This is a genomic window from Spirosoma agri (genome assembly GCF_010747415.1).
Lineage (GTDB): Bacteria > Bacteroidota > Bacteroidia > Cytophagales > Spirosomataceae > Spirosoma > Spirosoma agri.
The window spans coordinates 1,518,026-1,537,975 of the sequence record NZ_JAAGNZ010000001.1 but is presented as its reverse complement, the minus strand read 5'-3'; the positions used below and the strand labels follow the sequence as shown (position 1 = coordinate 1,537,975).

General features: G+C 50.3%; 13 protein-coding genes. 5 read left to right on the top strand and 8 right to left on the bottom strand.

From position 1 onward, the window contains the following. Positions 1 to 13: 13 nt before the first annotated feature. The 3 genes from GK091_RS06355 to GK091_RS06345 all read right to left on the bottom strand — a co-directional run bounded on the left by GK091_RS06355 (position 14) and on the right by GK091_RS06345 (position 4,952). The gene (locus tag GK091_RS06355) at positions 14 to 931 is read right to left on the bottom strand and encodes a metallophosphoesterase family protein (RefSeq protein WP_164035756.1); all 918 of its coding nucleotides are present in this window, start codon (positions 929 to 931) and stop codon (positions 14 to 16) included. Between the two features lie 110 nt (positions 932 to 1,041). Beyond that, on the bottom strand, positions 1,042 to 2,139 hold the full coding sequence (locus tag GK091_RS06350) for a glycoside hydrolase family 5 protein (protein WP_164035755.1): 1,098 nt from the start codon (positions 2,137 to 2,139) through the stop codon (positions 1,042 to 1,044). A 98-nt stretch (positions 2,140 to 2,237) separates the two neighbouring features. Beyond that, positions 2,238 to 4,952, bottom strand: a complete 2,715-nt coding sequence (locus GK091_RS06345) for a DUF5686 and carboxypeptidase regulatory-like domain-containing protein (RefSeq protein ID WP_164035754.1) — start codon at positions 4,950 to 4,952, stop codon at positions 2,238 to 2,240. Positions 4,953 to 5,298: 346 nt separating this feature from the next. Between GK091_RS06345 and GK091_RS06340 the strand changes: the two genes are divergently transcribed. After that, positions 5,299 to 6,687, top strand: coding sequence for a M24 family metallopeptidase (locus GK091_RS06340; protein ID WP_164035753.1), 1,389 nt, complete (start codon positions 5,299 to 5,301; stop codon positions 6,685 to 6,687). Positions 6,688 to 6,729: 42 nt separating this feature from the next. On the opposite strand, the gene GK091_RS06335 is transcribed toward GK091_RS06340, so the two are convergent. The 3 genes from GK091_RS06335 to fbaA all read right to left on the bottom strand — a co-directional run bounded on the left by GK091_RS06335 (position 6,730) and on the right by fbaA (position 12,713). Continuing rightward, positions 6,730 to 7,851 (bottom strand): efflux RND transporter periplasmic adaptor subunit, encoded by a 1,122-nt coding sequence (locus GK091_RS06335; RefSeq protein WP_164035752.1) that lies wholly within the window; start codon positions 7,849 to 7,851, stop codon positions 6,730 to 6,732. Further along, a complete protein-coding gene (locus tag GK091_RS06330; RefSeq protein ID WP_164035751.1) occupies positions 7,835 to 11,149 on the bottom strand; it encodes an efflux RND transporter permease subunit in 3,315 nt (1,104 codons plus the stop codon). Before GK091_RS06330 ends, GK091_RS06335 begins: the two co-directional genes overlap by 17 nt. Positions 11,150 to 11,633: 484 nt before the next feature. Then, positions 11,634 to 12,713, bottom strand: a complete 1,080-nt coding sequence (gene fbaA / locus GK091_RS06325) for a class II fructose-bisphosphate aldolase (protein ID WP_164035750.1) — start codon at positions 12,711 to 12,713, stop codon at positions 11,634 to 11,636. 230 nt (positions 12,714 to 12,943) lie between these two features. Between fbaA and GK091_RS06320 the strand changes: the two genes are divergently transcribed. Both GK091_RS06320 and GK091_RS06315 read left to right on the top strand, forming a co-directional pair. Further along, on the top strand, positions 12,944 to 13,750 hold the full coding sequence (locus tag GK091_RS06320; RefSeq protein ID WP_317166276.1) for a sugar phosphate isomerase/epimerase: 807 nt from the start codon (positions 12,944 to 12,946) through the stop codon (positions 13,748 to 13,750). A gap of 81 nt (positions 13,751 to 13,831) precedes the next feature. Continuing rightward, positions 13,832 to 15,397 carry a hypothetical protein gene (locus GK091_RS06315; RefSeq protein ID WP_164035749.1) on the top strand — a complete coding sequence of 522 codons (1,566 nt, stop codon included), beginning with the start codon at positions 13,832 to 13,834 and terminating at the stop codon, positions 15,395 to 15,397. Here the strand turns inward: GK091_RS06315 and GK091_RS06310 are convergent. Further along, on the bottom strand, positions 15,366 to 15,596 hold the full coding sequence (locus tag GK091_RS06310; RefSeq protein WP_164035748.1) for a DUF2905 domain-containing protein: 231 nt from the start codon (positions 15,594 to 15,596) through the stop codon (positions 15,366 to 15,368). The genes GK091_RS06315 and GK091_RS06310 overlap by 32 nt on opposite strands. Positions 15,597 to 16,149: 553 nt before the next feature. Between GK091_RS06310 and GK091_RS06305 the strand changes: the two genes are divergently transcribed. After that, a complete protein-coding gene (locus tag GK091_RS06305) occupies positions 16,150 to 18,198 on the top strand; it encodes a DEAD/DEAH box helicase (RefSeq protein ID WP_164035747.1) in 2,049 nt (682 codons plus the stop codon). Positions 18,199 to 18,292: 94 nt separating this feature from the next. Here the strand turns inward: GK091_RS06305 and GK091_RS06300 are convergent, their stop codons facing one another. After that, positions 18,293 to 19,216 carry a zinc dependent phospholipase C family protein gene (locus GK091_RS06300; RefSeq protein WP_394351859.1) on the bottom strand — a complete coding sequence of 308 codons (924 nt, stop codon included), beginning with the start codon at positions 19,214 to 19,216 and terminating at the stop codon, positions 18,293 to 18,295. 256 nt (positions 19,217 to 19,472) lie between these two features. Between GK091_RS06300 and GK091_RS06295 the strand changes: the two genes are divergently transcribed. Next, positions 19,473 to 19,871, top strand: coding sequence for a Dabb family protein (locus tag GK091_RS06295; protein WP_164035745.1), 399 nt, complete (start codon positions 19,473 to 19,475; stop codon positions 19,869 to 19,871). Positions 19,872 to 19,950: the final 79 nt, after the last annotated feature.

The window sequence follows — 19,950 nt, the reverse complement described above, 5'->3', positions numbered from 1 at the left end:
TTGGCTCTGTCTCCTAATAGTTGACGTACGTGTTAGTTACAGAACCGTCGTCGTATAAATCAACAAGCGCATAGCCGGCAGCAGTATGATGGTATTTGCCGAACCACCACGCGCCACTGACAGCGCCATTGCAGAAATACGAGATGCCATTATAATCGACCCGGTCCACCAGATGAATGTGACCGCTCAAAGCCGACTTTATGTTTGGATAAGTATGAAACAGCGAGGTCAGCCGAATCGTATCGCTGTGCATCCAGCGGGCCGGTATGTTCCAGTTCTCACCCGTAAAGCGCTGTCCGTCGAAAAAAACGCAGGCCGCCAGAATCGGCACATGTGAGACGATCAGTATTGGTGTTTCTGGCGATACAGCTTTCAGATCCGCTTCGAGCCAATGGTATTGCTCATCGTCCAAATGGGCCGTGTACCAGCTTCCATCGGGTTTTGGCTGAACACTATCCAGTACAATGATGTGCCAGCCGTTCCGATCCAGGCTGAAATACCGGGTCGTTAGTTGCAACTCGTCCATCGCCCAGTTACGCCCGTCCTCAAAGTGTGTTTTTGTTTCCTGCTTACACCAGATGTCGTGATTGCCGATGCAACTGAGTATCGGCATTGCATTTTCGTTGCGAAGCACGTCCTGGTAAAGCTGCCATTGCCGCCGAACACTGTTCTGCCCCCGGCCATGCGCTTCCATGATGGCATCACCACCGTTGATGATCAAATCGGGTTTATCGGGCAGGTTCTGTACGTGGTGCAAGCACTTTTCGAAGCCTTTGGCCGCTCCCACCAGCGGCTGCATATGTATGTCAGTCAAATGCGCGATCCTCAATACCCGTTGCTTCGCTGCTACTGGCTGAGCAGCCGTCAATTTTGTTGAGGAAAGAGCCGCTAAGCCCATACTCATACTCCTGACAACATCCCGACGATTCATGCGTACATTGGTTTGCGCAAAGTACGGTTTGGTATATGAACTGTTGATTACGTGCGTTTTATGCTTCTGTTAGCAGGCAGGCCTGTTCCGGTTGGTTTGTTCACAGTGCGTCAATACTTTCGGAGCAGGGCCAGCATCTTTTCATCCAGTGGAACACCTTGGTAGTCTTTGTAGGTCACATCGGCCCGATCGCTAGCAAGGATACCGAACGCGCCCCGAAAATTCCAGAGGGACCACCCCCAACCCGCGTTTTTCCAGAGTTTGAGGTGATCTTCCATGTAACGCAGGGCAATGTCGTGTGGCGTTTTATTATAACAGCCCCACTCCCCCACGTGCACCCCAACGCCTTGTTTTTGTAGCTTCTTCCACGGGTCAATGGTAATTTTCTGTAACGTCTCGGCGTTCCAGGCCACATTCATCCAGGTAGCGGGCCAGGTCGGTGGGGGCGAATCGTTCAGCATTGGCACCCATTCGGCTTTGTAGTGGCTGACATTCATGGGCAAATAACCGCGGGTACTCTGTCCAACCTCAAGCGTTGCCAGTTTTGGTACAGGTTGGTTCCCATACTGCAAGCCATCGGCAATGATCAGCCGGTCGGGATCGACCGAGCGAATACCGGTCACCAGCGCCGTAATAACCCGGACATAACTCGCTTCGTCGGTATTGGGCTCATTGATCAGATCAAACGAAACCTCCCGGTTTGGGCGCCCTTTGTATCGTTCGGCCAAATGTTTCCAGTGAAAAACGGCAGCCTCAAGAGCTTGTTCGTCAGTCCAGAGATTTAGCGGTTCGGCGGGCGGATTTACGCAATAACCGGGAATACGATGCAGGTTCAGATTGACGTGAATTTTGTGCTGTTTTCCAAAATCAACCGCCTGATCGACTTCTTTCAGCACACGCTCGTTCAGCTCGGTCCAATGAGCCGGATCGGGGGTAGACCAGCAATGGTACGACATGGGCAGCCGCACAAAATTAAACCCCCACTTGGCGATCCACTCGAAATCACGCTCCTGATACGGCCCGGCTGGTGTTGGTCCGGTTGTACCAGCCACGAATTTTTCCAGTAGGTTAAAACCTCGCCAGCGGGGCAACTTACCCGGTTTAGGATCGGGCAGAAGCAGAGGATCGGCTTCCGTCACGACTGGCGTAAGCTGGCTTAGTCCGGCGGCTGCGGTTAGCGATGTTTGCAGAAATAAGCGACGCTGCATAGACAGTTTGTGTAGAATGCATATTATTAACTAGGTAGTAAACGATTCCAGTCAAAAATAGGCTTTCATACCGCTGAAATTAGAGAGCGTACGTCAATCTAACGGCCAAATTTCAGCGTCGTGCCGATCCGGAAACCCAACCCCTGATACTTGGCGTCCTGCCATTGGGAAATAACTTCTACCCGAAAAAACGGAAAAACCTGCGGAATCAGTCCGTCCAGCCCGTACCCAATTTCGGTGTAATGCTGTGAATTGGGTGTGTAGAGGTAGTGAACAAACAGGTTCTCTTTCAGACCAATAAGTCGAACCAACGTTAACTGCGTAACCAGCAACTTACGAAACTCACCAAGCACATGCCCCTCAACGAACCGTTTACCCGTACTGTACTGGTAATAGGGCAACAGACGGAACGTAGATACCACGTCGCCCTGCTGGAAGAAGAATTGATTGCCTGCGAAATGTTTGAAATCAGGAAAATAGAGCTGCTTATCCGTCAGGAAAGCACCGGCACCGATCTGGTAGTTCAACCGGCTGCGGATTCCGGTCTCGAATGAATGACTGATCGTTGCTTGCAAAAAATCATAATCGACATCCGAACCAGCCAAGCCATTGATACCTTTCCGGTAGTTGACGGTCAGCAACGGGCTATCGTTGTCGCGCAGGGCCGTCCGCCGTCCGTTCCGTATCGTGTACTGCGTAGCCCCTAACCGCGCCGATGCAGTCAGATTGAAGACGAGTGCGTTGTGTGTCAGGAAACCCGTATTCACCAATTCGGCATTCTCGGGCCGATTGGCCGTGTAGACCCGATTGCGCCAGTTGATCCAGGGTTTCAGGTCTTCTTTATAATTGGCCAGTTCCGAGCGTTGGGCGTATTCAAGACTACTCGACAGGTTCAGGCGCTGTCTGAACGGCGTGGCGCTGATGGTCAGATTCAGGAAATCTTTCTGATAGAGTTTCGCAAAATTCTGTTCGAACAGGAGCGTCGTCAGCGAGTTCAGAAACGGGCTGATCGGGTTGTCCGGATTGAACTGGTAAAGATACCGCCCTCCCGACAGGTTGACGCGCGTATTTTTGTACTGGTAGCCTGCCTGCCCGTAGCCCACAAACTGCTTTCGCCCAAACTGATAACGACCCGTTCCCCCAAGTGTCCATTCACCCAGCGGAATCTGCCGGAACCTATTTACAGAATCGACCCGGGCCCGGTAGCGAAAAGTCAGCGCCCCTTCCAACGAATAGCCTTCCACGGTGTTGTATTCGATTCGGGTTATTGGGCTGGTGTAAATCAGCGAGCTTTGTTTGCTCAATCGCCACGTATTGCCACTGATGAGTTGTCCCGGCGAAAACCGGTTTGGGTTCTTTTTCTTCGTAGTGTCGCGTTTGGTGGTATCTGTACCGGGCGCTTTAATTTCACGAACCAGCCCAAGGCTATCGGCCTTGCGGTAGCTTTTCACTTCGGCAGAGGTCAGGGGTACCGATCGCAGCGAATCCCAGAACGTGTTCGAGCGTTTGCGCGCCAGCGAATCGACCACCAGTGAATCATCACGCATAACCGTTACGTCCTCCTTGCGGCTCTTGCGGGCCTGTTTCTCCTGCTTTTCGTATTCTTTGACCAACTGTTTCAAATTCTTGGTCGAAAATTCTTTCTGTTTTTTTACCAGCTCATCGAATTGTTTTCCTTTAATATCCCCTTTCGACAGCGTCGTTGTGGGCGGTCCTTTTTTCTCGTCGGCCACCTCAATATCTTCTACGAAAGCCGGGTTAACAACGAACTCAGTAAACGTAAGATTACGAATGTAATAGCCCGTTGCTTTCACGCCCAGATAGGACCCGCTGCCGTTGTAGCGTTGGTTCGTTGGCATCCAGACGCCCTGTATCGGTGTGCATACGTGCCGGATCGTAAATGAAACACCAATGTTGTTGATTGTCTCCAGTTGCAGGCTATGGATAGCCCATGTGTTTTCGATGATGTAGATACTGCCCCGAAAAACACCTTCACCGTATTGCCGTGGTATGACCTGAATCTTACTGATTTCGATCGCTTTGCCATCCGGACCCGTCTCCCGAAAGGTGCCCTTATACTCGAATTTGTAATAAGCAAACGCTTTGGGCGACAGCGGAGATACCGTATTGGCAATGGTAGGGTTGTAAAAACTCGCGTTATAGAATTGATTCGGACTCAGGAAATCGCCCTGCGAGTTTCGATTGGCGATAATCCGCTGGCGGTAGGTATTGGGCTGACTGAATGAGACTTCGGCCACCGTTTCATTCAACAGTGGCACACCAACCTTAAAATTAGCTTCTTTTTCGGCCTCTTTCAGTTGCTTGCGAAACGCCATCTCGGCCAGATTAGGCAGATCGGTTACGGTGAACGACGACTTGGTATAGACCCGCGCCTTGAACCGCTGCACCTGTAGCTGGTGAAACCGACTCTTGGCAATAGCGCGACGCATGATGGTATAGGCCGGGTCCTCATTGCCTGCTTTGGCTTCCACCTCGGCCAGTCGCAACGCCTGCTCTTCCAAGGTTGCATCCAGCGTTGTAAACCCGGTTTCAATGTCCACCGATTTCTGCACGGTCTGGAAGCCCAGGTATTGAAAAACGATCGTGTATTTACCCGGTGCCAGTGCGATCTCATAGCGACCCTCGGCATTGGTAATTGTTCCGCTTGGCGTTCCCTTCACAACAACGGCAGCATAGGGCAGCGCTTCACCCTGCGCATTTTTTATGGTCCCCCGCAGACCTGTACCGCCCGATTGCGCAAAACTTATGGTTGACTGAAGAAAAACAAACAGAACGAGTAACGTAGACTTCATAAACGAATAGGTTGTATTCACTGTCAGATTGTGGTCAGTGATCAGGCAAAGATAAACTGTATTAGTCCCACAGAGGCACAAAGAACACAGAGGATGATCATCAAAATGGTAGAGATGTACTTCTTTGTGGCCTCTGTACCTCTGCGGGGAGCCCTTGTGACGCACTTATCTAAACCAACGAACGTCTTTCAGCATTTTATACCCAAAAACGGATTTCGAGTAGTTGGTAGCGTGTTCCACACAAGTAGGTAGATGCAACTATGAAGTAAAAGGTTGTCCAGGGCATTGTTAAAAAACTATAACGTCTTTGCGTATCTTGCTTCAAACAGCTCACAACCTGCCCCGTATGTTTAAATCAGTACATCTTCTCCTCAAATTAGTTATAGTCTCCTTGTTCATTTCAACGGCAACGGCCCAATCCATTCCGCCCTCAACGGTTTTACCCGAACGCGACCGGGCTCGGGTGATCGACGATATTTTGGATGACCGGTTCACTAATTTTCTCCCCCAGCTCATGCGCCGGGAAGGGGTCGATATGTGGATCATCATTTCCCGTGAGTACAACGAAGATCCGGTGCTGCGGACCATGCTACCGTCAACCTGGTTATCGGCGCGTCGGCGTACGATCATCGTTTTCTACGATCCTAATCAGTCCGCTGGTGCGAAGGGTGATGACAAAGGCATTGAGAAGCTGGCCATTGCCCGCTATGACGTGGGTAACCTGCTCAAGGGAGCTTGGGATATTGACGTTCGCCCGAACCAGTGGGAAGCACTGGCGAAGATTATCGAAGACCGCAAGCCCAAGAAGATTGGCCTGAATATGTCAACCAATTATGGTCATGCAGATGGTCTGTCGTTCTCGGAACACGAAGAGTTCATAAAAAAATTACCAGCTGACTATCAGAAACGCATCGTTTCAGCGGAGAAGCTGGCCGTAGGCTGGCTCGAAACCCGAACGGAAAAAGAGATGGCAATTTATCCGCTCATCTGCCGGTTATCGCACCAGATCATTCAGGAAGGCTTTTCAGAACAAGTGATTCAGCCGGGCGTTACCACGACCGACGATGTGGTTTGGTGGTTTCGGCAACGCATCACCAATCTAGGTTTAGACACGTGGTTTCACCCAACCGTCGATGTGCAACGGGCCGACGATCAGGACTTCAATCACCTCCGCACGTTTGCCAAACGACCCGACAAGCAGGTCATCATGCCGGGCGATCTGCTTCATGTTGACTTTGGGATTACTTACCTGCGCCTGAACACCGACCAGCAACAACACGCCTACGTGCTGCGCCCCGGCGAAACCGATGTTCCCGAATCGATTAAAGCGGCCTTCAAGCAGGGCAACCGGTTACAGGATATTCTGACGGAACAGTTCAGCGCGGGAAAAACGGGAAATCAGATGCTGCTCGCAGCGTTGGAACAATCGAAAAAAGAGGGTATCAAAGGCACAATTTACTCGCACCCAATTGGTGTTCACGGGCATGCAGCGGGCCCGACGATCGGCCTATGGGATCAGCAAAAAGGCGTTCCCGGCCCCGGTGACTATCCGTTGTTAGCGAACACGGCTTATTCAATTGAACTCAACGCAGCCGTCGAAATACCGGAATGGAAGAAAGTGGTCCGGATCATGCTCGAAGAAGATGGCTTTTTCGACGGGAAGACGTTTCGCTACATCGACGGTCGCCAAACCGAAATCTACACCATCCCCAGAAAATTGGGTTACGTCAAATAATCAATGTCGTCTGTAGAGACGCAATCCCTTGCGTCTCTACAGTTATTTGGCTTTCAGCGAAGATCCGTCTCTGATCTCTTCGTTGGCGGCTTTAACGAACTGATCTCCTTCGGTTAATTGTCCAAATATTTCGACCTTTTCGTCAGCCTCCAGTCCTCGTTTTACTGGAACCCATTCGGCTTTACCATTACTATTCTTAATGATAAAGACTCCTGTCGTTGAATTGACAATGGCCGATTTAGGCACGATAAACGTATTATTTTTGGTAGGCAGCGGAACGGTCACTTCGGCAATCATACCGGGCAGCAGTTTTTTGTCAGTATTGGCCACATCGATCTCTACCCGCTCCGAACGCAGTCGTTTGTCTAGTGCACCGGCCTGCCGTTTCACCTGTCCCGTAAATTTCTTATCCGGAAATGCCTTGACGCTGAAACTCACTGCATCATTCTGGTCCACATAGCCCGTGTAGGCTTCAGGAACGGAAATGACCAGACGTAGCTTTTTCTGCTCGGTCAGTACGAACAATGGAAATTCAGACCCTTTACCCGACGGGCCAATGTACGCACCCGTACTGGCGTTCCGCGCGCTGATGATTCCGTCGAACGGTGCGCGAATCTCCAGGTACTTTTTCAAATCGGCCACCTCCCGATAAGCCGATTTTGCGGCCTCTAACTGGGCCAGATCAGCATTCCGCTTTGCCAGTGCCTGATCGACATCATTTTTCGAAACGGCCCCGGAGAATTTACTGGCTTCCAGAATCCGCTCGTAGTTGGCCTTACTACCGATAGAAACCGCTTCCTGTCCTTTAAGCTTTGACTGCGCCGACGATAACTGGGCGCTCAGCTCCGGCGCTTCGGCCAGGGCCAGCAACTGACCCTGCCGCACTTCGGAACCGACATCAACGTTCAGCGTTTTAATAAAGCCGCTCACTTTAGCGTAAATATCAACGTCACGAAACGCCACCAGTTCGCCCGGTATCTGTAGTGTCGAAGACAGCTTGCCTTTCGTGAGGGTAAATACCTCCGTAGCTGCCGGTGCTTCGGCTTTTTCCGCCACTTCTTCTTTGCCTTCCGACGAATGACAACTGGTGAGCGAACTGAACAGGAATAATCCTCCGGCAAGGACAAACAGCGTGTGGTATGGCTTATTAATTAACCGATTCATAGGAGGTTGGAATATAGAACTTACTTTCTTTGTCTTCAGGATCGAGCGACACGGAGTCCGTCGATGTTTTGCCCTGCACCCAGGCAAATACCAGCGGCAGAATAAACAGCGCGGCAAATGTCGATGCGATCAGCCCACCAATGACGGCGCGGCCCAGTGGAGCCGATTGCGATCCCCCTTCGCCCAGACCGGATGCCATCGGAATCATACCGACCACCATCGCAACGCTGGTCATCACAATGGGGCGCATCCGCACCGACGCAGCCTCGCGAGCTGATTTGAGTGCATCACCGTTTCGCATTCGTAGTTCTTCGGCGTTGGTGACCATTAGAACGGCGTTGGAAATGGATACGCCCACCGACATGATCATGCCCATATACGATTGCAAATTGAGCGTTGAGCCCGTAATCATCAGCAGAACCAATGAACCGACCAATACGGCCGGCACCGTACACAAAACGACCAGCGATACTTTGAACGACTGGAAGTTAGCCGCCAGCATCAGGAAAATAACCACGATTGCCGTCAGCAGACCCGTTTGCAGACTATCGAGTGTATCGATCAGCACCTGCGTCAGTCCCTGCATTTTCACGGTTAATCCGCGCGGTAGTTCGCCTAGCGAGTCAATCGCTTTTTGCACATCCCTGGCAGCGGTTCCCAGATCCATATCGTTCAGATTGGCCGTTACCGACAGCACCGGAATAGCCCCAATGTTGTCGTTTTCGCCGTAGGTCGTGCCCTTTTGAATGGTAGCGACATCACTCAGTACCGGACGGTTTGTGTTTGGCAACACGGGAATCTCACCCAGATCGTTTACGGTCGTCATCCGGTTTTCCGGCACTTGCACCTGAACGCTGTAGCTTTGACTCGATTTCGGATCAATCCAGACGCTTTTCTCCGTGTAACGCGACGATGACGTAGAGGCAATCAGCGAGCGCGAAATAGCCGATATGTCAGTTCCTAACTGAGCCGCCCGAACGCGATCGATCGTCACGTTGATGGTCGGATACTTGGTCGACTGGCCAATTTGAACATCACGCAGGTACGGAATCTTATTCAACTTGGCAATTACCTTGTTGGCGTACTCTTCGTTCTGTTTTTTATTCTTACCCGATAGTTTCACTTCAATTGGCGTCGGCGACCCCTGGCTCAGAATTTTATCCGTTAGTTCGATAGGTTCAAACGACAGCTTCACATCAGGCAGCGCCTGTTTCATACTGGCCCGAAACTTGTCTTTTAACTCGTCCATATCGACATCATAGCCTTCTTTCAGACTCACCTGCAAAACCCCCTCCTGAGGACCGGCCATGAACAGGTAGATAGGGCTGGTAGAAAACTGAGCGCCGTGCATGCCGACCATAGCGGACGTTATCTCGACGTTTTCCTTGCCAACCAGTTTGTTCAACACATCGATGGTTTTGAGCATTGTGGATTCAGTCTTCTCCAGTCGGGTGCCGTCGGGATTGCGCAACCGAACCTGAAACTGCTCTCCTTCGACTTTAGGCAGAACATCCCGTCCAATCGTGGTAATCAACAGGCCAGCAATGGCGAGCGAACCGAGGACGTAGATCAGAACAATGGGTCTCCGGTAGGGAAGCGTCCGGTCGATAAAGCGAACAAACCGCGCCCGCACCCGCTCAAAAAAGCTGATCTTTCCGTCCTTGTTGAGGTCAATTTGGTGGGCGAGTTCTTCTTTCTGGCGGAGTATGTCGTCGGGCTCATGTTTCCCATTAACGCTTCCATTACCGTTTTTACCGTTGGCCTTTAGCAGATCCAGATTCGTACTTTCCTGCTTATGGGCCTTCCCGTTACTGGTCGGATGGTGTTCTTTCATCATCCAGTTGGCCAGTACCGGCACCAGCGTTTGAGCCATCAGGTACGACGTGACCATCGAAAAACCAATGGCTAACGCCAGCGGCAGGAACAAGGCTCCGGGGATACCCGTCATCGTGAACGCGGGCGCAAAAACGGCCAGAATACAGAACAGAATCAGGAGTTTAGAAAACGCGATCTCTTTACAGGCATCCCAGATGGCGAGGGCCTTAGGTTTACCCATATCCATGTGCTGGTGAATATTTTCGATCGTTACCGTACTCTCATCGACCAGAATCCCGATCGCCAGCGAAAGGCCGCTCAACGTCATAATATTGATCGTCTGCCCGAATAACGACAGGAACAGAACGCCCGAAATAATACAGGTCGGAATCGTAATGATAACGATCAATGCGCCCCGCACGTCGCCCAGAAACAACAAGACCATCAGCCCCGTCAGAATGGCACCAATGGCACCTTCGGTCATCAGGCTCTTTACGGCATTGATTACATACACCGACTGATCGAACGTATACGTGAGGGTTACATCCTCCGGCAGAAGCGCCTGAAAACGAGGCAGAGCCGCTTTCAGATTTTGTACGACTTCCCATGTGGAGGCATCCGCCGACTTCGTAATGGGCAGATATACGGATCGTTTTCCGTTGACGAGTACGTACCCCTGGGTAATATCAGCTCCGTCTTCGATCGTTGCCACATCTTTCAGTGTCAGGTTTTGCACCGTTCCGGTATAGAGCGGAATGTTGCCAAAATCCGCAATGTTCAGGATCGTGGTATTGGCAGGCGTAAAATAGTTTAAGTCCCCAACCCGCACGTTTCCGGCGGGCGTTGCCTGGTTGTTGATACGTAGCGCAGCCACCAGCTGATCGGGCGTCAGGTTGTGGGCTCGCAGCAGTTCCGGATCCGCCTTGATGACAATGGAACGCGAGTTTCCACCGAACGGTGCCGGAGATACCAGGCCGGGAATGGAGGTAAACCCAGAGCGGATATAAACGTTGGCTAAATCCTGCAATTCATTGTTGGTTCGTTTCGGACTACTCAAAACCAGTTGGCCGACCGGCAGCGTAGATGCATCGAAGCGCAGGATGAACGGGGGCTGCGACCCTGGCGGAAACTGCGCCTGCGCACGGTTTGAATAGGCAGATACTTCGGCAGCGGCCTGGGCCATGTTAGTACCCTCGTAAAACGATAACTTCAGTAAGGTTATCCCCTGAATGTTTTTGGTTTCAATACTCTTCACTCCCGATACGTAAAGCAGCAGATTGACGTATTGCTTCCCGAAAAAGGCTTCCATCTGGTTGGGCGTGTAGCCACCAAACGGTTGTGATATGTAAATGACCGGCAAATTCAAATTCGGGAAAATGTCAATCTTGATATTACGGACTGCATTTATACCGAAGAAGAACAAGCTAGCCACTAGAACCAGAATCGTAATTGGCTTTCGTAACGCGGATCGTATTAAATTCATTACTCGACTAAAACTAGTTAGATGGTTTTACTTTCAGACGTTGCTAGATCTGAATACTTAATCGGATTTTGCCCAACTTTTTCCGGAATACGTTACATCTGGCGTTGTTCAATCCTAAAAGTTACGAATTTGTCCGATACTTTCCGGCCTTTGCCCGACCGGTTTTAAGAGAGAATTAATCGAGCCAAACACCGCGGCAAAGCCTTATGCATGATCTACTTACGATCGGTTGCCCGTATAAATGCCTACTGATCAACTACCAGTTCAGTCTGCTTATGAATCGCCTTCCTTTACCTTACACCATTTATATCAACGGGAGTTCCCCAAAGCGCTACGGGCTTCTAATCAACCTATAAACCAGCAGGCACTTAGTATTTTTCCGAGTGAACTAACCAGAGCACGACTCGTGTACTCACCGAAAAGGCATAAAAAAAGTATCGGACCCGCAAGTCCGATACTTCTGAATAACGTATTCCGTAAACGGTTACGCTAACCGGTTGATGCAATTCAGATCTTCGAAAGCAATTTTCAGGCGCTGTACCATGCTTTCTTCACCTTTGCGAAGCCACACGCGTGGATCGTAGTATTTTTTGTTCGGCGAATCGGCTCCTTCGGGGTTACCCAGCTGCGATTGCAGGTAGCCTTCTTTCGCTTTGTAGTACTTCAGAATACCTTCCCACATCGCCCATTGCATATCCGTATCGAGGTTCATTTTCACCGCTCCGTACCGGATTGCTTCGCGAATTTCCTCACGGCTTGATCCCGAGCCACCGTGGAAAACGAAGTTTACCGGCAGAGGCCCCGTAGCGTATTTTTCCTGGATATATTTCTGCGAGTTGTCCAGAATGATTGGGGACAGCTTCACGTTGCCGGGCTTATACACACCGTGTACGTTTCCGAAAGCAGCGGCAATGGTGAAGTTCGGCGAAATTTTGCTCAGCTCTTCGTAAGCATATGCAACTTCCGACGGTTGGGTGTATAGTTTCGAATCGTCAACGTCGGTGTTATCGACGCCATCTTCTTCGCCACCCGTTACACCAAGTTCGATTTCCAGCGTCATGCCGATTTTGGCCATCCGCTCAAAGTACTTCGAGCAAATTTCGATATTCTCTTCGATTGGCTCTTCCGACAGGTCGAGCATGTGCGACGAGTACAGGGGCTTACCCGTTTGGTCGAAGTGTTTTTCGCCCGCCGTCAGCAGACCATCAATCCAAGGCAACAGTTTTTTGGCGCAGTGATCGGTGTGCAAAATAACCGGAACACCATACAGTTCAGCAACGCGATGAACGTGCAAAGCCCCTGAGATCGAGCCCGCAATGGCAGCTTGCTGCTTATCATTGGGCAGGCTTTTACCAGCGTAGAAAATACCACCACCGTTCGAGAACTGGACAATAACCGGTGAGTTAACGGCTTTAGCCGTTTCCAACACAGCGTTCACAGAATCCGTACCGACAACATTGACGGCGGGCAGGGCGTAATCATTTTCGTTGGCGTGACGGAAAAGTTCGGTAACGCCTTCGCCGGTCACAACGCCGGGGGCAAAACGAGTGGCTACTTCGCTCATAATTGGGATGTTTTTTTAGATTCTTTCAAGAAATAGTTTACCGAAAAGGCGACCGGCTAACCTATCTAATTTCGAGGGGTAAAGTTGGGGATATTCTGGAAATATTGCTAGTATTACTTATAGCTCACCAGACAGCGGTTTCTATCCGGTTGTTCGAATATTGGTAAGCCCCCTTTTTCCAATGCATTTTTTCTGCCAACTTTAGATTACTAAACTAAGCCCTTACACTCGTGAAAACTCTTTTTTTCTGTCCACTCTGGGGCATGGAAAGTCTACCGTATTCTGAAGCTGCCAGGCGCGTAAAAGCCGCGGGCTACGACGGTATGGAAATTTCGGCGGGGGCCGACAAACGCAACGAAGCCGTTCAGGTCACCCACGACAATGGCCTTGACCTGATTCTGATGGCTTTTGGGGGCGGTAGCAATTTTGTGGAGCACAAGAAAAAATACCGTGACGACCTGCTCGACATTGCTTCCTATAAACCTCTGTTTATCAACGCACATACCGGACACGACTTTTTTACGTTCGAGCAAAATACGGAGCTAATCCAGGTGGCAATCGATGTTCAGAAGCAAACGGGCGTCCGGATTTTACACGAAACCCACCGGGGCCGTTTCTCCTACAGCGCTCCGGCCATTCAGTATTACCTGCTCAAACTACCGGAACTTCGCCTGACCGCTGATTATTCGCACTGGGTCAACGTTGCTGAATCGTACCTGAGCGATCAGGCCGAGAATGTCAACCGGGCTATCGCCGTCAGCGATCATATCCATTGCCGGGTGGGGCATCCGGAAGGACCGCAGGTGAACGACCCGCGCGCACCGGAGTGGAAGGACGCACTCGAAAGCCATGCCAGGTGGTGGGATGCCATCCGGGCGCGGCAGCAGAAAGCTAATGCCCCTACCTTAACGGTCACCTGCGAGTTTGGACCAGCGGGCTATCTGCCAACGCTACCCTTCACGCAACAGCCGGTAGCAAGTCAATGGGACATCAATGTGTTCATGAAGGATTACCTGAAAAAACGGTGGCAGGTATGAGGGCTGACGGCCAGTAAACCATACTGTATGGTTTTTGTGTTATCGCCTAAACCATGTGTCATACTTTGTAAATTTGATAGTATGCTTCGGATTCAATACATACTCTGCCTGCTCGTTTTCGGAACCGCGGCCTTGCCCGTGCGGGCTCAGTTGGCGCAGGCATTACGCCTTGAGATTCCGTCTGATCCCAACGCGTCCGAGGCTTTCGATGTAACTCCGCTGGCGGAGCGCGGTGTGCTGATGACCATTCGGACGGGCAGCTATTACGACAATGCGCCCAAGGTATTCAGCTTTCAGCGGTATAACACCGACCTGAAACAGATCTGGCGAACCGAGTTTAAGCTGGATATCAAATTTCGTCTCATACAGACCTACAACAACGACCGGTACGCTTATCACCTCTTCCGGGAGTACGATACCGATAAATTTCAGTTCTTGCGGCTGCATCTCGACGACGGTGTTGTTGAACTATTTGACGGCATCTTGCTCGATCAGTTTGATATACGTCAATTTAAGGTCATGGGTGGGCAAGCGTATGTAGGCGGTTACCACCATGGAAGACCGGTTGTGATGGCCTTCTCGTTTTTTGACAGTTCGGCTAAAGTACTTCCCGGCATGTACGTCAATCACATGGAAATCAGCAGCCTGGAAGTTGACGAAGTCCGCCAGGAGGTCAATGTGCTGGTTCATTCGACCAAACGCAATTGCCGGTTCTCGGTCCGAACGTATGCATACGACACAAAACTGCTCCGGACCGTCGATTTCGACAAAGCCAAATACACGCTGATATCCGGTAAGTTACTTCCCGTCAATAAAAACGAATCGCTGTTGGTAGGCAACTATTCCACCGATTGCACGCCTTACTCGCAGGGTATCTACGTATCCCGAATTCATCACGGCGATCAGGTCGATGCGTCAGCCGAAGCGGTCAGCAACATCCAATATATCGAGTTTTCGCAGCTTCAGAACTTCTTTAATTATATGAAACCGCACCGGCAGCAGAAACTGTTGGCGCGAGCGATGAAAAAGAAGGAAGAAGGGAAAGATTATAAGTTTCATTACCGGCTGCTCGTCCACGATCTTCAGCCGACGCCCGATGGTCTGACGCTGGTTGCCGAAGTGTATTATCCACAATACCGGGGTAATACGCTGGCGTATGGGGGTTATTTGCGCGGGGCCGACCGGTATGAAGGGTTCCGTTATACGCATGCGTTCATCTGTGGCTTCGATATTGAGGGAAAACTGCTTTGGGACAATTGCCTGCCCATCAAAGAGCTGCTTAGTCCTGAGCTGACCGAGATGGTACAGGTATCGCAGCAGGGCGACCGAATGGTGCTGGCTTACCCCAACGATGGCGAAATAAACACGGAAGTTATTCAGAAAAACAAAGTCTTAAAGGAAACGGAGAAGTTCAAACTCCAGACTAATACACAGGACGAACGCGTGACGTTTTCGGCGCAGGAGAACCTGATGGCCTGGTATGATCGGCATTTTCTGGCCTACGGTTTTCAGAAGATTGCGCCTTCACGAAATTACACGAGCCAGCGGGAAGTGTTCTACCTCAACAAGCTAACGTATACGCACGACACCTCACCTTCTGGCTCGGCAGAAGCAACTACCCGAAAAAACGACGGATCAAAACGATGATCAGGTTCAGTACAATACTGACGACAATACAGGTAACGATGGGGAAATAGAAGCCTCCACCGGCCTTGTTCTCGATCCGAATGTCACCGGGCAGGCGGCCAAGCCAGTTCAGCCGATCACCCAGAAAGTAGACAGCAGCGCCAATCACAACCAGCGCCAGTCCGGTTACTATGATGTATTTACCAATCGTTGAGTTCATCGGGTGCTATTTGGGGTTGTTCGCTATAGTATAGAGCCAGAACAAAGTTAGGCCGCCTGTTGCCTTTGACCAACAGTACATAAAAAGGGGGCATCAACTCCAGCCTGTCTATCGTGCAGATAGGCGTGAACTAGCTTGGTGAAGTAGAAGCTGGTGTGGCGTATTTCTGACTTAAATACAATTACTTTACGGGCTGGCTTGCTTTTTACGTAATCATTCCTTACTTTTGCACTAGAATTTACAAGCGACATCCGTCGTATCTCTGTTTCTCTCCTTTTACACGCTGAGTTAGGTCTGACAGAGTCCAGTATGGATGTACAGGATGGGTTTCTGTGTGGACGCTCCCGGGTGGGGCACTTGCGCGTGGGCTAATCGTCTAATTGTTCGGGCCAGTTGTTGGTCTGTTGTCTTCTCCCTATAGATAGGTCGGGAGTGTGGTCCTTGTTGGGTCGTTGGGGCAATCGTTCGTTGGGCAATTCTCGCATTATCGCGCCGTTCACTGGCACTGACTCGTCTTCGCTTGGATGATTTTTACAATCTTTTTCCCAAGTTAATGAAAACGAAACAAACAAACACCGACATTCAGGATGAAACCCTGACAATGGATCAACCTGTAGTGGAACGTGCCGAAAGCGACGCCGACGATCTGGAAACTCCTGTATCCAACACCGAAGTTGAAGAACTAGTAGCCGAAGTAGTAACGGTTGTCGAGCCTACGCCTGTAGCAGACAGCACCCCAGAAGCACCCAGTGCTCCTAAAGTTGATCCTAATCAAATCTTATTCTCCAGTCTCGATATTTCGGAAGATGTACTCCGGGCTGTTACGGATATGGGCTTTGTTAGTCCATCCCCAATTCAGGCCGAAGCTATTCCACCAATCCTTGCCGGTCGCGATGTGATTGGTCAGGCCCAAACCGGTACTGGTAAAACAGCCGCTTTTGGTATTCCTGCCCTTGATCTGATTGATGTGCAGGACCGTTCGGTGCAGGCGCTTATTCTGTGTCCAACCCGCGAACTGGCCTTACAGGTAGCCGAAGAGATCAAGAAACTGGCTAAATACAAGCGTGGTGTTCGCATCGAAGCTATTTACGGTGGTGACTCGATTGAGCGGCAGATCCGTTCGCTTAAAAGTGGTGTGCATATCGTAATCGGTACGCCCGGTCGCGTAATGGACCACATGGAGCGTAACACGCTGAAACTCGAGCGTGTTAAGATGATGATTCTTGACGAAGCTGATGAAATGCTGGATATGGGCTTCCGTGAAGACATTGAGAGCATTCTGGCCGAAATGCCCGAAGAGCGGCAGACGATTCTGTTCTCGGCTACGATGTCAAAGCCGATCATGCAGATCACCCAGAAATTCCAGAAAGATCCTGTATTGGTGAAAGTTGTCAAACGTGAGTTGACAAACACGAACATCGAACAGGTTTATTTCGAAGTGAAGCCAAAAGCAAAAGTTGAGGTAATGTGCCGTCTGATCGACATGTATGACCTGAAACTGCTGCTGGTTTTCTGTAACACGAAACGCAAGGTTGACGAAATCGTTGAAGACCTGCAAATCCGGGGCTATCAGGCCGAAGGGTTACATGGTGATTTGCGGCAGGCACAACGGAACAACGTCATGAGCAAGTTCCGCGCCGGTACGACCAGCATTCTGGTCGCCACGGACGTAGCCGCTCGTGGTATCGACGTTGACGATGTTGACGCCGTTATCAACTTCGACATTCCGCTCGACGAAGAATATTATGTACACCGTATTGGCCGGACGGGCCGCGCTGGCAAATCAGGCCGGGCGTTCTCAATGGTCGGTCGTGATGAAAAATACCGGTTCCGCGAAATTCAGTCGTACACGAAAGTGAAGGTTGAAAAAGGCGTAATCCCATCGTTTGAAGATATCGTTGGTGTTCGGAAAGCTCGCTTTATCGAACAGATCCAACAAACAATCCAGGATAGCCAGGACCTTAACCTGTATGCCGATATGCTTACTCAGTTGCAACACGCTGGTCTGTCGACCGAACAGATCGTGGCTGCACTGGTAAAACGTAGCATGGGTCTTGAGAAAAACGAATTTGCCGATCAGAACCTTGGTCTTGAAGACGATCGCCGTCGTGAACGTAGCGAAGGAAAAGATCGCTATGCCGATCGGAATGGTCGTGGTGATTCATCGGGTCGTTTCGAAGACCGTCGGGGCGGTGATCGGGGTGGTAGCCGTTTTGGTGACCGAGATCGGCCAGCCTTTGGTGATCGCGGTGGCAACCGCGACCGGCCAGCGTTCGGTGATCGGGCCAGACGTTCTGACGGACCAGACCGCGAGCGTAAGCCATACTTTGATCGGGATGAACAACGTACCCCACGGGAACGTGACGCGAACATGACTCGCCTGATGGTGAGCATTGGCCGCAAAGACTATGTTCGTCCGGGTGATATTGTTGGTGCCATTGCCGGCGAAGCCAACATTCCAGGCAATACCATTGGCAGCATTGATATCTTCGATAAGTTCACCTACGTTGACGTACCGAAAGAGGTAGCTAACCGCGTCCTCGACGTTATGGAAGGCAACACGATCAAAGGACGCCGGGTAAATATTGAAGTCGCACGGTAAGACTCGATTATCATCGATATACAAGAAAAGCCACCCTCTCAGGTGGCTTTTCTTGTGTGTTATTTCCCTCACCGACGGGTCGATGAAGGACGCGTCAATTTTCGGATCGAACGGAGAAGAGACGTTTTAGCCAGCTTGTCTGTTCAGTCACTTCTTCTTTCTTTTCCTGTTCGGTAAATTCATAATCGGCCAGCGCGCGCAGATCGGGTTGTCCGGCGTCTACCCAGCAGGTGTACCAGAAATCACCAACCATTTTAATCGACGCCCGCATTTGCCGTTCAACCTGCCCGTGCAGTCGCTCGTGATACTGCTGCGAAAAACTGACCGAATAAACTTTCGTAGTCAGCCCATTGCGTTCTTCAAAACCGAATTTACGCGTTTCTCCTACTTCCTCCGTAAGTTTCTCTTCAAAGCGTATAACCGAATCGAGAGCAGCATTGGCAGTAAATACGGCCCGCCAGGCGGCTTTCTGAGGAGAATAGATGTATTCAGCCTGTCCCGTCAGAAAATCGTAGTCGGTACTAAACAGTTCGGGCAGGCGCGACTCCCAAAATCCGTGAATTCCCTGTTGATTCGTTAACTGGCCGTTATAATTACGTGTTGTATGCAGCGGTACGTTCGCATCGGCAATGTAGTGCCCCAAATCAGCAGCAACGCGGAGAATCTGTCGAACATTTCGCTGTTTGAACGCTTCCGTCAACTGGTACTTCGTCAGCTGAATTTGCCAGGGTACCAGTCCATGTAGGGCCAACGAATCCGCACCATAGCGACTGGTAGCATCCTTATAATACCGGGGAAGCGTGGCAGCTGACGTATCCGGGTACGCATCAAGATCGATAAAATGCCGTGGAGCCTCCCCTACTACTGCATACCGTCGTTTGTCTGGATTTACGGCGTTATCGGTCAGAAAACTGATGTGTTTTTTAAAGAAAGGCATCATCTCGACCGGGAGTGTAAATACGGCCAGCCGGTTAATCTGCTGATGCGCGAAAAAACCCCACACTGGTCGTAGCCTCACCGCATTTCTTCCACAAATATGATTTTTCCGGGATGCTTTCTGATTATCAATAGCACAACCAGGGCCTTTTTCTGCACGACTGTACCTACCGTTTAATAAACTTCCAATAAAAATAGATACGATAAGGCTTAACCAAATAAAACGATGGTAGCTTTGATTAATCATGGTACTTTACAGTTAATGTTTTTAACTATTTACATAAATCGCCATGTCAAACAAAACATAATTTTAAATAACGAGTAAAACACAAATAATCATGAATGCTAAATCACGGGGCTATGCTCTCATCGTTGTGCTAATGTGCGCTTTTGCTTTGACAATCTACGGTGCGTATTCACCTGCAAGAAAAGCCCAAAAACAGCAAATTGTATGCGTAAAATTCAAAAAAGGGGTGGAAATGGGAGCTGTTGAACAGCATATGAACGGTTTCGCAGCCCTAAAGCACGAAATTCCACAGATCGTAGGTTACACGTCGGGAAAGACAATTTTGCCGAATCAAGCCATTGCAGACTACGATGTTGTCCATTATCTGACGTTTCAGAGCGAATCGGATATCCACACCTTTGAGCAGAGCGCAGCCTACAAACAGTTCATCAACCAGAACAAGGGCGTTTGGGATAAAACCTTGATCGTCAACGCTGACATTCGTCCATAATTGGCATAAACTTAGAGAAATTCGGTGGGAGCTATTGGTTTTCCCAACCGAATTTCTTATTTTTGCGCCCTCTTATCGC

Excerpts from the sequence above, each read along its gene's own strand:
- GK091_RS06355 (WP_164035756.1), bottom strand. The coding sequence starts at position 931 with ATGAATCGTCGGGATGTTGTCAGGAGTATGAGTATGGGCTTAGCGGCT.
- GK091_RS06350 (WP_164035755.1), bottom strand. The coding sequence starts at position 2,139 with ATGCAGCGTCGCTTATTTCTGCAAACATCGCTAACCGCAGCCGCCGGA.
- GK091_RS06345 (WP_164035754.1), bottom strand. The coding sequence starts at position 4,952 with ATGAAGTCTACGTTACTCGTTCTGTTTGTTTTTCTTCAGTCAACCATA.
- GK091_RS06340 (WP_164035753.1), top strand. The coding sequence starts at position 5,299 with ATGTTTAAATCAGTACATCTTCTCCTCAAATTAGTTATAGTCTCCTTG.
- GK091_RS06335 (WP_164035752.1), bottom strand. The coding sequence starts at position 7,851 with ATGAATCGGTTAATTAATAAGCCATACCACACGCTGTTTGTCCTTGCC.
- GK091_RS06330 (WP_164035751.1), bottom strand. The coding sequence starts at position 11,149 with ATGAATTTAATACGATCCGCGTTACGAAAGCCAATTACGATTCTGGTT.
- fbaA (WP_164035750.1), bottom strand. The coding sequence starts at position 12,713 with ATGAGCGAAGTAGCCACTCGTTTTGCCCCCGGCGTTGTGACCGGCGAA.
- GK091_RS06315 (WP_164035749.1), top strand. The coding sequence starts at position 13,832 with ATGCTTCGGATTCAATACATACTCTGCCTGCTCGTTTTCGGAACCGCG.
- GK091_RS06310 (WP_164035748.1), bottom strand. The coding sequence starts at position 15,596 with ATGAACTCAACGATTGGTAAATACATCATAGTAACCGGACTGGCGCTG.
- GK091_RS06305 (WP_164035747.1), top strand. The coding sequence starts at position 16,150 with ATGAAAACGAAACAAACAAACACCGACATTCAGGATGAAACCCTGACA.
- GK091_RS06295 (WP_164035745.1), top strand. The coding sequence starts at position 19,473 with ATGAATGCTAAATCACGGGGCTATGCTCTCATCGTTGTGCTAATGTGC.